Source organism: Janthinobacterium sp. SUN120, assembly GCF_030397735.1.
Lineage (GTDB): Bacteria > Pseudomonadota > Gammaproteobacteria > Burkholderiales > Burkholderiaceae_D > Janthinobacterium > Janthinobacterium kumbetense.
In genome coordinates this window covers 339,418-353,307 of record NZ_JAPUBW010000003.1, presented here as the reverse complement: position 1 = coordinate 353,307, position 13,890 = coordinate 339,418, and the positions used below count along the sequence as shown (strand labels likewise).

Here is a 13,890-nt window from a genome sequence, read left to right as displayed (position 1 = left end):
GCAGAAGGGAAGCGCCATGGACCATCCCGAACAAGGTACGCGCAGCCAGGAACGCCTGATCGGCGACTTGCGCCAGGTAATAGAAAACGCGGAAGAATTGCTGCGTAACACAGACAAATACACCAGCAGCCTGTACCAGAGCGCGCGCGCCAGGCTGGAACTGGCCCTCGTCGCGGCCACGGCCGAACTCGCCCGCTTTGAAGAAGAGCAAGTCACGCGCATGATGGACGCCACCTTGGCCGCGAATGCCCTGTACCGCGATCAGACGGGCGAGGCGCGTCTGCTGCGGGCCTTCGAATAACCCCTCACGCCGTCAACACCGCATGCGCCAGCCACTGGCGCAAGTGCGCGGCCAGGTCGAATGCAGGGTCCAGCTCGAATGCAGCATCGAGCGCGGCGCCAAACGTCTGCCCCTGCCTTAACGCCAGCAAGGCGGCATGCGCAGCCGCATCCAGTAGCAGCACCTGCGCCTTCCAGCGCGTCCGGCATACGAGCGCGCAGCTCGCCACCTGCATATCCTGCGGAAACATCCCCTGCCGCCCTCCCTCCTGATGCGCCTGCCACAGGGCCGCCACTTGCCAATCCGATTCCAGCAAGGCGCAGGCGGGATGCAAGCTGAAACGCCGCACTTCCAACTGGTCGGGATGCAAGGCGGCCAGCGACTCGGGCGCCAGGCCCTGCGCATCGGCCGCGTAATGGGCCAGGTGCACGGCCCATTCCAGGCGCGCCATGTCCGGCAGATAGGGCAAGTCGGAGATATGCGGGAAAGTGGCCAGAAAATCGGCGAAACGGGCGCCAAACTGGTTCAAATCGGCGCTATCGGATGGCATCTGCCGCCCATACGCGCGCGCCAGGCCGCCCAGGAATTCCTCGCCCACCAGCGCCAGCACGACGGGATAGGCGTGCGCCAGGGTGCGGCGCCAGGTGGCGTTCATATTGCCGCGATACAGTGCAAAACGCTGCGGCACCGCTTCTCCCGCGAACGATGGCAATGTTGCCTCGGCATCCAGCAAGGCCGTGGCAAACGCTTGCTGGCCGGCCGACAGCGCATCAAGCGACGCGGGCGGCGGCGGCGCCGGCAGCGCTATTCCCTGCCATGACGTTGGCGGCGCATGCCGCGCCAGCATGGCTTGCGCCTTGTCCGCCTCGCCCAGCAAGACATCGATGGTGGGCAAGTCCGTATCCCATTCGACCAGCGTGGGCACGGCGCCGAAATGCTGCAAGGCGGCCGCATACAAGTCCCAGACGGGATCGGCCACGGCGGCGCCGTGATGGTCGATCACGGCATGCGGCGTTATCAGATGGCCGCCCAGGTGCAGCTCGCCCACGCTGCCCGGCGCGATGGACTGCATGGCCGTCATAGCGTCTTCGCCGTGGTTGCACTGATTCACATACAGATTATTGATATCGAGCAGCAGCCCGCAACCGCTGCGGCGCGCCAGCTCCGCCAGGAATTGCGCCTCGCTCATGGCATCGTCGGCAAAACGCAGGTAAGTGGAGACATTCTCCAGCAAGATCGGCCTTTTCAGCACATCCTGCACCCTCCCCACCCTGGCGCAGAGCAAATCGAGGGCGGCGCCATTCAAGGCCAGCGGCAACAGATCATTGAGTTGCTGCTGCGCCACGGCGCCCCAGCTCAGGTGTTCCGACACGAGGACCGGCTCGATGCGCTCGACCACGGCGCGCACGCGCTGCAGGTGACTCTCGGAAAAACCGCGCGCGGATCCCAGGCCCAGGCCCACGCCATGCAGGCTGACGGGGTAATCCTGGCGCAGGGTGTCTAATACATGGTTATCCCAGCCCGACGGCTGCAGATAATTTTCGGTGTGTACTTCCAGCCAGCCCACCCTGGGGCGGCGCGCCAGGAAGTCGCGGTAGTGCGCGGCGCGCAAGCCGACGCCGGCAAGCGCTTGAACTGGCGGCGGCATGGGCAGGCGGCGGATGCTTACGGCTGCGTGGCTGGTTTTGCCGCCTTGCCGGCCTTGATGGGCTTGACGGAACCGCCCGCCTGTTCGCACGTGCCCTTGGCAACATACGTCCATTCGGTCGGCAAGTTGTCCGCTTCCGCCTGGCCTGCGCAGGAGTGCGCGCCGTCGGACGAGGCGCAATCGTTCTGCCCTGCCTTGGCCACGCCGTAACACTTTTCCTTGTCGCCGGGGGCGGGACCATCGTGCGCGGCCGCGTTGAGGGTGGTGCCGGCACAGATGCCCGCGAGGGCGGCGGCGATAAGAGCTTGACGTTTGTTCATGGGGAATCCTCTTGCATGGGTCAAAGTAATGGCACGCCCCGGGCTGCGCGATGGGCAACGCGAGGTGATGGACGCCATTCTACTGAATCGGCCGTGCCATGGCGAACCATGGTCAATTAATCAACTTGACAGAGGCGGGGAGAAAAACGGAAGGAAGGCAGGCTGCAGACAAAAACGCCCACGCGCCACCGTCGATGACGGTGGTGTGGCCGTAAGTAATGCAAGCGCCAGACGGGCGCCGCGGGACTGCGCTCAGGCGGTCGTGTTGATGCGGTTGCCGAGGTGAGCCGGCAGACTTGGCGCCGACTGTACCGGTGGCAGCGCTGCCAGCAAGGCCGTGGCGGTCGAGCTTTGGATATCCTGGGCTTTTTTCAGGACAGTCAAGCCGACGGCTTGCCGCGTGCCTGTCTCCGCCATCGTGGTTGACAGTTGAGCAATGCTTCCGACGTCCATACGTTTCTCCAATGAGGTTCTACCCTTGTTAACGGATGCCGCCGGCAAACCTTTAGCTTATTTTTCCAGCTTATTTTCCAACTGCAGCAGCAGCCAGGCCAGCACGTGTTCGCGCGCATTCAAGTCCAGCCATTGCACGCCCTCGCGCAAATCGGTCGGCGCCGGGCTGTCCGACGCGACGGCGATCACATGCGGGTCATGCGGATACAGGGGTGCCTGCCCCACTTCCGGACGGAATACTTCCAGCTTGGGAATCGGGTCCGTCTTGAAGCCTTCGACCAGGGTCAGGTCTGCCGGCCCCATGCGGGCCAATTGCTGCGCCAGGCTGGGTTCCGGCGCGCCGCGCAGTTCATGCACGATGGCAAAACGGTACGGCGACGCCACCAGCACTTCCGCCGCACCGGCCAGGCGCAGGCGGGCGCTGTCCTTCTGCGGCGGCTCCAGCGCCAGGTCATGGTGGCTGTGCTTGACCAGGTTGACGCGCAAGCCGCGCGCCGCCATTTCCTTCACTACAAATTCCAGCAGGGTCGTCTTGCCGCTACCGGAACGACCGATCACACCGAGTACCGGGTGTGCGGGCATCGCATCGTGCATGGTCACTCCTTGATTGAGAAGGAATGATTATACGCAGCCCACCGGCGCTGCCGCCTGGCGCAGGCACCGCGCATCGCCCGACTCATCGCGCAACTCATCGCGCAAATCAAGCGCCGCCGGATTTCCCGCCATTCCTGGCACTGGCGGGCCCCGGCTTGCCGCCCTGCCGCCGGCGCCTGCCCGCCGGCTTCGGCGCTGCCGCTCCCGCCGCTTGACTCGCCGTTTTACTCGCCGTTCTACCATCCACCGCCTGCGCATTCCTCGCCCTGCGCGCCAATTGCCGGTGGGCGGCGATCGCGCCCGCCTCCGCATCGGACTGGAAGGGAACGGCGACAGCGGCGGCCAGCGCGCCATCCGGCGGGGAAGCAGGCGCCAGCGGGGCGAAATCCTGCGCCCGCACATCCGCTTCCCAGGCGGCCCGCTGCGCCTGCACGGCTGCGGGCACGGCAGGCGCAGCGCGCGGCTGCGCCAGGGTCAGCACGGCGCCCAGGCCGCTGGCGGCCGCCACGCGCGCGCCCATCTGGGGCAAGGCGCCATCGGCGGCGCGGCAAAAGCGCTGCAGGATGGTCTTGATGATCGACGCGTGATCGACCACCTCGTGGCTGACGCTGCCAGGCGCGATCAGCGGCGACACGAGCAGCATGGGCACGCGCACGCCGTAGCGGCGAAACGCAGGGTCGTCGTCCACGGCGACGGGCGGCGGCACATGGTCGAAAAAGCCGCCGTGCTCGTCATAACTGAGGATCAGCAAGGTGCGCGCCCAGGCGGGACCGCGCGACAGGGCCTGGTAGACCTGCGCCACCAGCGCCTGGCCGGCGCGGATATCGGCCGGCGGGTGGTCGTCATTGTCGAAGAAATGGGGATCGATCCAGCTGACCGAGGGCAAGGCGCCCGCCAGCGCATCGCCGATGAAGCCATAGCGGCGGGCGCTGGAGCCGAACGGTTCGTACATGTCGGACGAGCGGTAATGGTCGTCCGTCAACGCCAGGCTCCAGGGTTTCCAGGCGGAATAAAACTTCCAGCTGACCTGGGCCCGCTCGAGGTGGCGCACGAAGGATTTGTTCGCATACAGGGGCACGCGCTTGCTGTCCTTGCTGCCGGCCGCCTTGCCGCTGACCGCATACAGGCGGTTGGGCCAGGTGGCGCCCGGCACGGAGCTGTAGCAGCGGTCGCAGACGCAGAATTGCTGCGCCAGGAAATCGTACATGGGCAAGTCGGCCCCATTGTAGTAGCCCATGACCAGGTCGATGTCGGGATCGCCCGGATGCGTTTGCGCATAATCGTCGACGAAGCCACCGTTATTGTTTTGCAATTGCTGCGCCACCGACATGCCCGTATGCGACGGGTCTTGCTGCGGGCCAAAGGCCGTGCGCAGCAAATGGTGCACGGGGTAGCGCACGCCCGCATGCACGTTGGCATGACTGGCCTGCAAGCCATCGATATCGGTGCGCCCGCCTTCCAGGCTCAGATAGCCAAGCATGTGGTCGAACGAGCGGTTTTCCATCATCAGCACGACGATATGGTCGATGCGCGCCAGGTTTCCCAGGCCCTGCGCATCAAGCACACCCTCGCCAGCAGTTGCGGCAGCAATCATCGGACCTCCCCGGCCGCGCACACGGTCGCAGCGACCCTGGTTCGACCAGGCCTGGCCAGTATGGTTCAGCTATGGCGGCCCGGCCTTGATGCACAACAACTCAATATGGCACGCGGTAGCGGTAGCCCTTGAAACTGAAGATGGCCGCCTTCGGCTGCAACTTTTCCAGCACCAGGCCGGGCGCCAGTTCCTCACCCTCGTGGCGCAAGACCTTGTCGATCAACAACAGGCGGTCGGCCGGATTCTTCGAATAGATATAGCCGCCGATGGCGATGGCGGGGATTTGCCGCTGTATCGGCTCGGGCAAGTCGCGCATGCCGGGCACGGTCTCTTCGGCTGACGGCGCGGGCGCTGGCGCGGGCATGGCCGGCGCCGGAGCGGGAGCGGGAGCCGGAGCGGGGACAGGCGGAGCGGCCTGGCCTGGCGTCTCCTGCTTCGGTTCCGGCACGGGCCTCGCATGGTGCACGGGCGCGGCGGTGGCCGCCGGTGGCACGGGTACGGGCACAGCCGCGGGCGCGGGGACAGCAGGCGGCGGCGCTGCCGGCAGCGGCGCGGGCACGGCCTGGGCCAGCACGGCAGGGGCGACGGCCGCAGGCGCCGCCGCGTCCGCTTGCCACGGCTGCCACAGCAGCAGCGCGGCAGCCACGGCCACCGTCACGCCGCCCAGCGCCAGCCACACGGGCGCGCGCCGCACGGCGCCGGATGCGGCGGCATCGTGCAGCGGCACTTGCGGTGCGTGGATCGACGGCAACTCGCCCAGTTGGCGCTCGGCTTGCGACTTTTTCAGTGCTTCAAGTATGTAGGACATCTTATTTCCCCGCCACCATCGCCGTCGCAGCGGGCGCTGCCACGGCAGGAGCCGCGCTGCTCAGGCGCGGCTCCGAATTGTCACCCAGCTGCATCAGGCGTATGAATGTTTTCGGGCCCGCCAGGCCATCGGCACGCAAGTTCTGGCGCTGCTGGAAAGCGCGCAGCAGGCCTTGCATCTCGGCATCGAGCGGCAGATTGGCGGCCGGCGCAGGCAAGCCCTGCTGTTGCGCCAGGCGCTGCGCCAGCCAGTCCACGTCGGCGCCGCGGGCGCCCAGCGGCACTTCGTCGCGCCAGCTGCGCGGGGCACGCCAGAAGGTGGTGAAACTGCCGTCGCTGCGCTGCGCCAGCTGGGCCAGCGGCACGCTTTGTTGTTTGCCATCGAGCAGGACGGTGGCGTTCTCGTCCTGCACGCGCGTCAGCAGCGCCAGTTGTTCCGTCCCCTCCCCGTCGCGCAAGGCCAGCAGGGCGGGACGGTCCAGCACGCGCAGCTCGGCGATACCGCCCCGGCTATGCAGGCAGCGCAGGCCGGCGCGGGCGCCCGCCTGGCAAGCGTCACCGGCCGGCAACTGCTCGCCCCACAGACTGGCCAGCTGGCGCAGCACCGCGTTGCGGTCCGGCATGCTGGCCGGTGCGGGGGCAGACGCGGCGGCAACCGCCACGGCGGAGACGGCCGGCACAGAGGCGGCCACGGCAGGTGCAGGGGGCACGGCGGACGGGCGCGGCATGAAATGCCAGGCCAGCGCGGCCGTGACCACGGCGCCGGCCAGCACGCCACCGGCCACGTGCGGCCAGCGCAGACCCCGTCCGGCAGCCGACTTCCCCTCTTCCGCAAACACTTCCTCGGCGGCGCGGCGCAGTATCTGGCGCGTCACCTGCGGCTGGTTTTCCACGTAGGCGCCCAGCAGCGCGCGGTCGCACAGCAGGTTGATGCGGCGCGGCACTCCCTTGCTCAAGGCATGGATCTGCGCCATCAAACGCGGCGCGAACGGCGTCTGCGCCGTGCTGCCCGCCACGGCCAGGCGGTGGCGGATATAACTGGCCGTCTCGTCCGCCGTCAGCGACCCCAGGTGGTAGCGGGCGATCACGCGCTGCGCCAGCTGCTCGAGTTCGGGACGGGCCAGCATGGCGCGCAATTCCGGCTGGCCGATCAGTATGATCTGCAGCAACTTGCGCTCGCTCGTCTCCAGGTTGGTCAGCAAGCGCAGCTGCTCCAGCACGGCGGCGGACAGGTTTTGCGCTTCGTCAATGATCAGCACATTATTCTTGCCTTGCGCATGGCTGGCCAGCAAGTGCGCATTGATGGCGTCGACATAGCCTTTCACGCTGGCCACGCCGGGCGCCAGGGCGATGCGGAATTCCTCGCAGATCGACAGCAGCAATTCCTCGACGGACAGTTTCGGATTGAAGATGTAGGCAAGCTGGCAATTTTCCGGAATCTGTTCCATGAAGCAGCGGCACACGGTGGTCTTGCCGGCGCCGATTTCTCCCGTCAGCAGCACGAAGCCGCCGCCGCTGCCCACGCCATACAGCAGGTGCGCCAGCGCTTCGCGGTGGCGTTCGCTCATGAACAGGTAGCGCGGATCGGGGGCGATCGAAAACGGCGATTGCTTGAGCTGGAAATAATGCGTGTACATGGAGACCCTGCGGATGAAACGATCAAAATGCGCGGCGGCAAGCCGAACCCCTCATCGGGTGCGGGCGGGCGGCAACGGCTTGTATTTGGCGCAATACACTTTCGCCTTGCTGCGGAAGTAGACGATTTTACTGCCAGGCACGGAACCACGGACAGGAAAGGCGGAATTGTCGAGCTTATTGAAGCGCAGGCCCGAGACGCCGCGGATGGCCGGCTCCAGCTTTTCCGGCGTCGCGTCCGCCACCACGCCCATGAAGACGAGGGGACTGGTGTCGTCGCTGACGATCACGTCGGTAATCGGCGCGCCCCACAAGGTGGCGTCCGTGCGGAACCAGTAAGCGCCCCCTTCATGCTTGTAGGCGGGGCCGAAGGCCGTCAGCAGATACGTATAGAAGGCCTTGTTGTCGATCTGGTCGATGCACAGCACGGCGTTGCCCACCACCTGCCCGAACGTGGATGGCGGCGGCTTTTGCTGCGCCAGCACGCCGGACACGGGCGTGCCCACGGCCAGCAGGGCGAACGCCGCCAGCAGGGCCGGCGCACGCCACGGGCGCGACAGTAAGCGACGCAGGCGCATGATCAGCGCTTGCGCTCTTCTTTCTTGACCTTCTTGGCTTCCTTCTTTTCCTTCATGGTCTTGGCCGGTTCCTTCTTGGCTTCCTTCTTGCTGTCCTGTGCCTTGCTCATTATCTACTCCATACCTGGGCGGAAATGCCTGGGCCATTATGACACTCCCCCATGAAAATGCCACCCGAAAAGCAAAACGGCCGCACAAGGCGGCCGTTCCAGTCGCGCGTCAGCGCACTCTCAGTGCAGGCACAGGCGGCGGCGCGTCTTTTCGATCAGCGCCGCATCGTAGGGATACAGGTTCTCGATGAAGAACAATTCCGTTTCCGCTTCGTCTTCCAGGCACATTTCGATCATGACCGGGCCATCGCTTTCGCGGCCCAGGAAATCCTTCGGCCAGCGGTTCTTGCGGTGCGTGCGCATCATTTCCATGCCCAGCGCAGCCAGCGGCGCCGACACGCCAGCGGCCAGCGCCTCTTGCTGCCAGTCGTCCCAGTAATCGCTCTTTGCTGCCTTGTCGTTCATCATGCTCTTCCAACTCAGGTGTAAAAGGCGGACTTTACTCTTCATGGCGTCCCTTGCCAAGCATGCGCGGAAGCAACACTACCGCGCGCGGCGCAGACCAGTCTGAAAAAATTGGCATTAAACAAGGCCAATTTCAATACCATTCGGCAAGCATGAAAATCCCTTTATTAACAATCACTTGCAATCATGCCCTCGGGCATGCGGCGACAGCGCGCAACGCATTTGTTAATACCACTTAAATACCTGTTGACAAGCCATCGGGGCGACAATATAGTGCCTTCAGCTTTTTCGCCGCCCGACAAATAAAAGAACCGAGACAGGCGCAATCAACCAAACGCGGGACTGCACAACATGATCGAATACATAATCGGCGTCGACGGCGGGGGCAGCGGAACCCGCGTACGCCTGGCGCGCCTCGATGGCCAGGAACTGGCGCAGGGACAAAGCGGCCCATCCGGCCTGGGACTGGGCATCGAACGGGCCTGGACGTCCGTCGCGCATGCCGTCACCCTGGCCTTCCGCGCCGCCGCACTGGAACAGCCGCCGCTGCAGCGCATGGCCATCGGCCTGGGCCTGGCCGGCGTGCACAACAAGCAGTGGGCCGCCAGCTTCATCGAACACAATCCCGGCTATGCCGCCGTCGCGCTCGAATCGGACGCCCTGACCACCCTGCTGGGCGCGCATGCGGGCCAGCCGGGCGCCATCGTTGCCATCGGCACGGGCAGCGTGGGCGAAGTGCTGCACGCGGACGGCAGCCGCCATGAAGTGGGCGGCTGGGGCTTCCCGTCCGGCGACGAAGCGGGCGGCGCCTGGATCGGCATGCGCGCCATCAACCATGCGCAGCAGGTGGCCGACGGCCGCGTGCCCGGCAGCGCCTTCGCCACAGCCATCATCGATGCCTGCGGCGGCCAGCGCGACGCCATGCAGGTGTGGCTGGCGGCCGCCAGCCAGACCAATTTCGCTCAACTGGCGCGCCTGGTGCTCGAACACGCAGCCACCAATGCGGTGGCGCGCGCCATCCTGGTGGACGCGGGCCAGCAGATCGCCCTCATCGCCAGGGCCCTCGACCCGGCCGGTGCCTTGCCCGTGGCCCTGTGCGGCGGCCTGGCGGCGCCCTTGTCGAGCTACCTGCCGGCGGCACTGTTGCAACTGGTCGTGCCGGCACAGGGCGACTCGGCCGCAGGCGGCCTGCGCCTGATACGCAAGCACTTGCAGGAGCAATGACCATGCTGGCCAAACTGTCCGCCTTCAAACCCAATCCGGCCAGCGACACGCCGCTCTACATGCAGCTGGCGAACATGCTGTCGGACGGCATCGCCAGCGGCGACTGGCGCGCCAACCAGGCCTTGCCTTCCGAGCGCGTGCTGTCGGACATCCTGGAAATCTCGCGCGTCACGGCGCGCAAGGCCATCGACATGCTGTGCGACAGGGGCATGCTGACGCGCAAGCGCGGCTCGGGCACCTACATCACGCCCAAGCTGGAACAGCCGCTGTCGCGCCTGACGAGCTTTTCGGAAGAATTGCGCCAGCGGGGCTTCACGGCCGGCTCGCGCTGGCTGCAGCGCGACATCGGCGCGGCCGCGCCGCTGGAACTGCTGTCGCTGGGACTGTCGCCGCACATGCCGGTGGCGCGTTTGCGCCGCCTGCGCACGGCCGACGAAGTGGTGATGGCGATCGAAACGACCACCATCCCCGCGCTGTACATGCCGGACCCGCAGCAGGTCACCGATTCGCTGTACGGCTACCTGGAGTCGCGCGGCACCATCCCGATGCGCGCGCTGCAGCATATCCGCGCCGTCAACGCCACGGCGGAACAGGCCAAGCTGGCCAATATCAAGACGGGTGAAGCCATGCTGCACATCACCCGTGTCAGTTATCTCGACAACGGCGCAGCGGTGGAACTGACCCACTCGTATTGCCGCAGTGATTATTATGAATTCGTAGCGGAGTCGCGCAGATGAGCAGCACTATCAAAGGCAATATCCTTACCCCCGGCGGCTGGATCCACGGCGCCATCGCCTTCGGCGAGCGGGTCGACAGCATCACGGGCGATTCGCTCCACCCGTCGGGCAACAGCGACGATTACATCCTGCCCGGCTTTATCGACCTGCACGTGCATGGCGGCGCCGGCAAGGACATCATGGAAGGCGGCGAAGCCGTCTACACCATCGCGGGCATTCATGCGCGCCACGGCACCACCAGCCTGCTGGCCACCACCATGACGGCGCCGCCGGAAGACATCGACATGGCCCTGACGGCCATCGGCATCGCCGCCAACCACCGCCGCCCGAACACGGCGCGCGTGCTGGGCGCCCACCTGGAAGGCCCGTACATCAATTCCGGCAAGCTGGGTGCGCAGCCGAACTACGCGCGCGCCGCCAACCTGGCTGAAATCGAGCGCCTGCAAACCCTGGCCAAGCTGCGCGTCATCACCGTGGCGCCGGAAATCGCCGGCCACCTGGACCTAGTGCGCGCCCTGGCCGACGCCGGCGTGCGTGTGCAGATCGGCCACACGCTCGGTTCGTACGAAGACGGCGTGGCCGCGCTGGAACATGGCGCCATGGGTTTCACGCATTTGTTCAACGCCATGAGCGGCCTGCATCACCGCGAGCCGGGCATGGTCGGCGCCGCCCTGGCGCACGCCGAATACGCCGAACTGATCCCCGACCTGCTGCACGTGCATCCGGGCGCCATCAAGGTGGCCCTGCGCGCCATCCCGCGCCTGTACTGCGTCACCGATTCCACCGCCGCCACCGGCATGCCGGACGGCGAATACATGCTGGGCCGCCACGCCGTGCAGAAATGCATGGGCGGCGTGCGCCTGCCCGACGGCACCCTGGCGGGCAGCACCCTGACCCTGGACCAGGCGCTGCGCAACCTGGTGGGACTGGGACTGGACCTGGCCGACGCGTCCAAGCGCGTGTCGACCAACGCCGCCGATTACCTGGGCCTGGAAGAACGCGGCCGGCTGGCCCCCGGTACTTACGCCGATCTGGTGGTACTCGATCGCGATCTCAAACTCAAAGCTGTGTATATAGAAGGAGAAATCTGTGACCTCAATGATGCTTAAAGAAGCCATTTCCGCCGCCGAATGCGTCGCCCTGCAACTGGCCAGCGACACGGAACGCTACGCGGAACTGGGCCGCAAATTGAGGAGCACCTCGTTCTCGACCGCGCTGACCATCGCGCGCGGCAGCTCGGACCACGCCTGCAACTACGTCGCCTACCTAATCATGGCGCGCCTGGGCCGCGTTGTCGCATCCCTGCCGATGTCGCTTGTGACGCTGAACAAGTCGCCGCTGGTGACGCGCGACACGCTGGCCATCTCGATCTCGCAATCGGGCCAAAGCCCTGACGTGGTCGAGCCGATCCGCTACTTCCGCGACGGCGGCGCCACCACCGTGGCCCTCGTCAACGATATCGACTCGCCGCTGGCGCACGCCGCCGAGTGGGCCATGCCCCTGCGCGCGGGCAAGGAACAAAGTGTCGCCGCCACCAAGAGCTTCATCACCAGCCTGGTCGCCGGCGCGCGCATGGTGGCGCAGTGGCAGAACGACCCCGAACTGCAGGCGGGCCTGGAAGCGCTGCCCGAAGCGCTGCTCGAAGCGACCCGCGTCGACTGGTCGCCCGCCATCGACGTACTGGCGCCGGCCCGCAACATCATGGTCGTCGGCCGCGGCATCAGCTTCCCCGTGGCGCTGGAAGCGGCGCTGAAATTCAAGGAAACCTCGGCCCTGCAGGCGGAAGCCTTCAGCGGCGCCGAAATCAAGCACGGCCCGATGGCCCTGATCGAAGACGGCTACCCGCTGCTCATTTTCGCCACGCGCGGCCCGACGCAAGCCGGCCTGCTGCAACTGGCAACCGAGATGCGCGGCCGCGGCGCCAAGGTCTTGCTGGCGGCCCCCGCCGACGTGGCCGAGCGCGACCTGACCCTGCCCGTGGCGGCCACGCCGGATCTCGATCCGATCGTCGCCATCCAGTCCTTCTACGTGATGGCGGCCAAACTGTCGGCCGCGCGCGGCATGGACCCGGATGCGCCGCGTCACCTGAGCAAGGTCACCAAAACCAATTAAGCAGCAAGCGGCAGCTGCGCCCCCGGCACGGGGCGCGGCTGCCGTCCGTAGCACCCGAATATAAGCGACGGCAAGGGCATGTACCCGCGCCGCGGACTCATGGACATTGGAGCCTCGCGCTCCAGGATAAAAATGACGATCAAGAGACTGTTGGCGGTTGTTGCCTGCGCGGGCCTGCTCGCGCCGCAGGCATGGGCTGCCGAGAAAATCGAATTCTGGACCTTCAGCATGAAGCCCAAGTTCACGCCGTATTTCAATGCGGTGGTGGCGCGCTATGAGGCGCAGAATCCCGGCGTCAAGATCGAATGGATCGACTTCCCGTGGGACGTCATCCAGACCAAGCTGGTCACGCGCATCGTGGCCGGCACGCCGCCCGCGCTGGTCAGCCTGAACGTGCCCTGGGCCGACGAATTCGCGCGCGACGGCTTGCTCACGCCCGTCGATGGCCTGATCGCAGAAGCGCGCGCCAGCTACATCCCCAGCGCCCTGGCGGACTTGCGCTTCAAGGGCGGCACCTACGGTTTCCCCATGTACAGCAATGTCGCGGTAATCGCCTTCAATACCGCCATCTTCAAGCAGGCGGGCCTAGCGCGCGGCCCCGCCAGCCTCGATGAACAGCTGGCGTTCGCGCGCCAGATCGCGCAACGCACGGGCAAGGCCGGCATCGCCCCCGCCCTGTCGAAAATCGACGGCCTGTTCATGCAGCAGGGCCTGGCCGTGATTACCGACAACCGCGCCGTCTTCAATTCGCCGCAGCACGTGGCGCTGGTGCAGAAGCTGGCCGACACCTACAAGGTGGGCGGCCTGCTGAAGGAAAGCCTGTTCGCCGAAGATAACTTCCCCGCCGTGATCGACGCCTACAAGGGCGGCCGCCTGGGCATGCTGCTCGCGCCGCCCACGGCCATGCAGCGCATCCGCGGCGACGCGAAAGACATCTACGCCATCACCGACGTGGCGCCCGCGCCGCTGGGCCCCACCGGCATCGCCGACGGCGGCTGGCTGGTGCACTTCGCCATTCCGAAAGGCGTGCCGGCGCGCCAGTTGCCATCGGTCGGCAAGTTCGCGCGCTTCCTGACGAACGACGAAAACCAGCTGGCGTTCGCGCGCCAGGCCAGCGTCTTCCCCACCACGGTGAAAGCGGCGGCCGATCCGTTTTTCCTCGCCACGCCGACCAACGCGGGCGCGGCCGAAAAGGCGGTCGCCGCCGGCGCCCTGTCGATGGGCCACTCGCGCACCCTGTACGTGGCCGGCATCGACGACTACGACGAGCTGCGCCGCTCGCTGGTGAAAGCCGTCGAGGCGGGCGTGACGGGCAAGCAGGATGTGAAGCAGGCGCTGGACCAGGCCGTCGCCATCTGGAACCGCAAGCTGGCCACCCTGCCGCGCCACTGAG

15 protein-coding genes are annotated in these 13,890 nt (G+C 66.3%); 6 read left to right on the top strand and 9 right to left on the bottom strand.

Translation table 11 applies throughout. The features are described from left to right. The first annotated feature begins 16 nt into the window (after positions 1–16). Positions 17–301 (top strand): hypothetical protein, encoded by a 285-nt coding sequence (locus O0879_RS19450; protein WP_034759786.1) that lies wholly within the window; start codon positions 17–19, stop codon positions 299–301. Positions 302–305: 4 nt separating this feature from the next. On the opposite strand, the gene O0879_RS19445 is transcribed toward O0879_RS19450, so the two are convergent. From O0879_RS19445 to O0879_RS19405, 9 genes are all read right to left on the bottom strand, one after another. Beyond that, positions 306–1,928, bottom strand: coding sequence for a DUF692 family multinuclear iron-containing protein (locus O0879_RS19445; protein WP_289918252.1), 1,623 nt, complete (start codon positions 1,926–1,928; stop codon positions 306–308). 17 nt (positions 1,929–1,945) lie between these two features. Further along, on the bottom strand, positions 1,946–2,248 hold the full coding sequence (locus O0879_RS19440; protein ID WP_077400619.1) for a DUF2282 domain-containing protein: 303 nt from the start codon (positions 2,246–2,248) through the stop codon (positions 1,946–1,948). A gap of 252 nt (positions 2,249–2,500) precedes the next feature. Then, positions 2,501–2,701: a YjfB family protein gene (locus O0879_RS19435; protein WP_034781856.1), complete on the bottom strand. Its 201-nt coding sequence runs from the start codon at positions 2,699–2,701 to the stop codon at positions 2,501–2,503. A 57-nt stretch (positions 2,702–2,758) separates the two neighbouring features. Next, positions 2,759–3,295, bottom strand: coding sequence for a molybdopterin-guanine dinucleotide biosynthesis protein B (gene mobB, locus O0879_RS19430; RefSeq protein WP_289913411.1), 537 nt, complete (start codon positions 3,293–3,295; stop codon positions 2,759–2,761). A gap of 106 nt (positions 3,296–3,401) precedes the next feature. Beyond that, positions 3,402–4,889: an alkaline phosphatase family protein gene (locus tag O0879_RS19425; protein WP_289918250.1), complete on the bottom strand. Its 1,488-nt coding sequence runs from the start codon at positions 4,887–4,889 to the stop codon at positions 3,402–3,404. A gap of 100 nt (positions 4,890–4,989) precedes the next feature. Continuing rightward, positions 4,990–5,697 carry a general secretion pathway protein GspB gene (locus tag O0879_RS19420; RefSeq protein WP_289918248.1) on the bottom strand — a complete coding sequence of 236 codons (708 nt, stop codon included), beginning with the start codon at positions 5,695–5,697 and terminating at the stop codon, positions 4,990–4,992. Position 5,698: 1 nt separating this feature from the next. Then, positions 5,699–7,333, bottom strand: a complete 1,635-nt coding sequence (locus O0879_RS19415) for an AAA family ATPase (RefSeq protein WP_289918246.1) — start codon at positions 7,331–7,333, stop codon at positions 5,699–5,701. A 51-nt stretch (positions 7,334–7,384) separates the two neighbouring features. Then, positions 7,385–7,909, bottom strand: a complete 525-nt coding sequence (locus O0879_RS19410; RefSeq protein WP_289918244.1) for a hypothetical protein — start codon at positions 7,907–7,909, stop codon at positions 7,385–7,387. Between the two features lie 230 nt (positions 7,910–8,139). Then, positions 8,140–8,427, bottom strand: coding sequence for a hypothetical protein (locus O0879_RS19405; RefSeq protein ID WP_029496217.1), 288 nt, complete (start codon positions 8,425–8,427; stop codon positions 8,140–8,142). Between the two features lie 348 nt (positions 8,428–8,775). On the opposite strand from O0879_RS19405, the gene O0879_RS19400 reads away from it, so the two are divergent. From O0879_RS19400 to O0879_RS19380, 5 genes are all read left to right on the top strand, one after another. Continuing rightward, on the top strand, positions 8,776–9,648 hold the full coding sequence (locus O0879_RS19400) for a BadF/BadG/BcrA/BcrD ATPase family protein (protein ID WP_289913405.1): 873 nt from the start codon (positions 8,776–8,778) through the stop codon (positions 9,646–9,648). 2 nt (positions 9,649–9,650) lie between these two features. After that, on the top strand, positions 9,651–10,385 hold the full coding sequence (locus O0879_RS19395; protein WP_070282815.1) for a GntR family transcriptional regulator: 735 nt from the start codon (positions 9,651–9,653) through the stop codon (positions 10,383–10,385). Further along, a complete protein-coding gene (gene nagA, locus O0879_RS19390) occupies positions 10,382–11,494 on the top strand; it encodes an N-acetylglucosamine-6-phosphate deacetylase (RefSeq protein WP_099665200.1) in 1,113 nt (370 codons plus the stop codon). The genes O0879_RS19395 and nagA overlap by 4 nt, the downstream gene beginning before the upstream one ends. Continuing rightward, a complete protein-coding gene (locus tag O0879_RS19385) occupies positions 11,484–12,497 on the top strand; it encodes an SIS domain-containing protein (RefSeq protein WP_071079063.1) in 1,014 nt (337 codons plus the stop codon). The genes nagA and O0879_RS19385 overlap by 11 nt, the downstream gene beginning before the upstream one ends. 132 nt (positions 12,498–12,629) lie before the next feature. Beyond that, positions 12,630–13,889 (top strand): extracellular solute-binding protein, encoded by a 1,260-nt coding sequence (locus tag O0879_RS19380; protein ID WP_289899943.1) that lies wholly within the window; start codon positions 12,630–12,632, stop codon positions 13,887–13,889. Position 13,890: the final 1 nt, after the last annotated feature.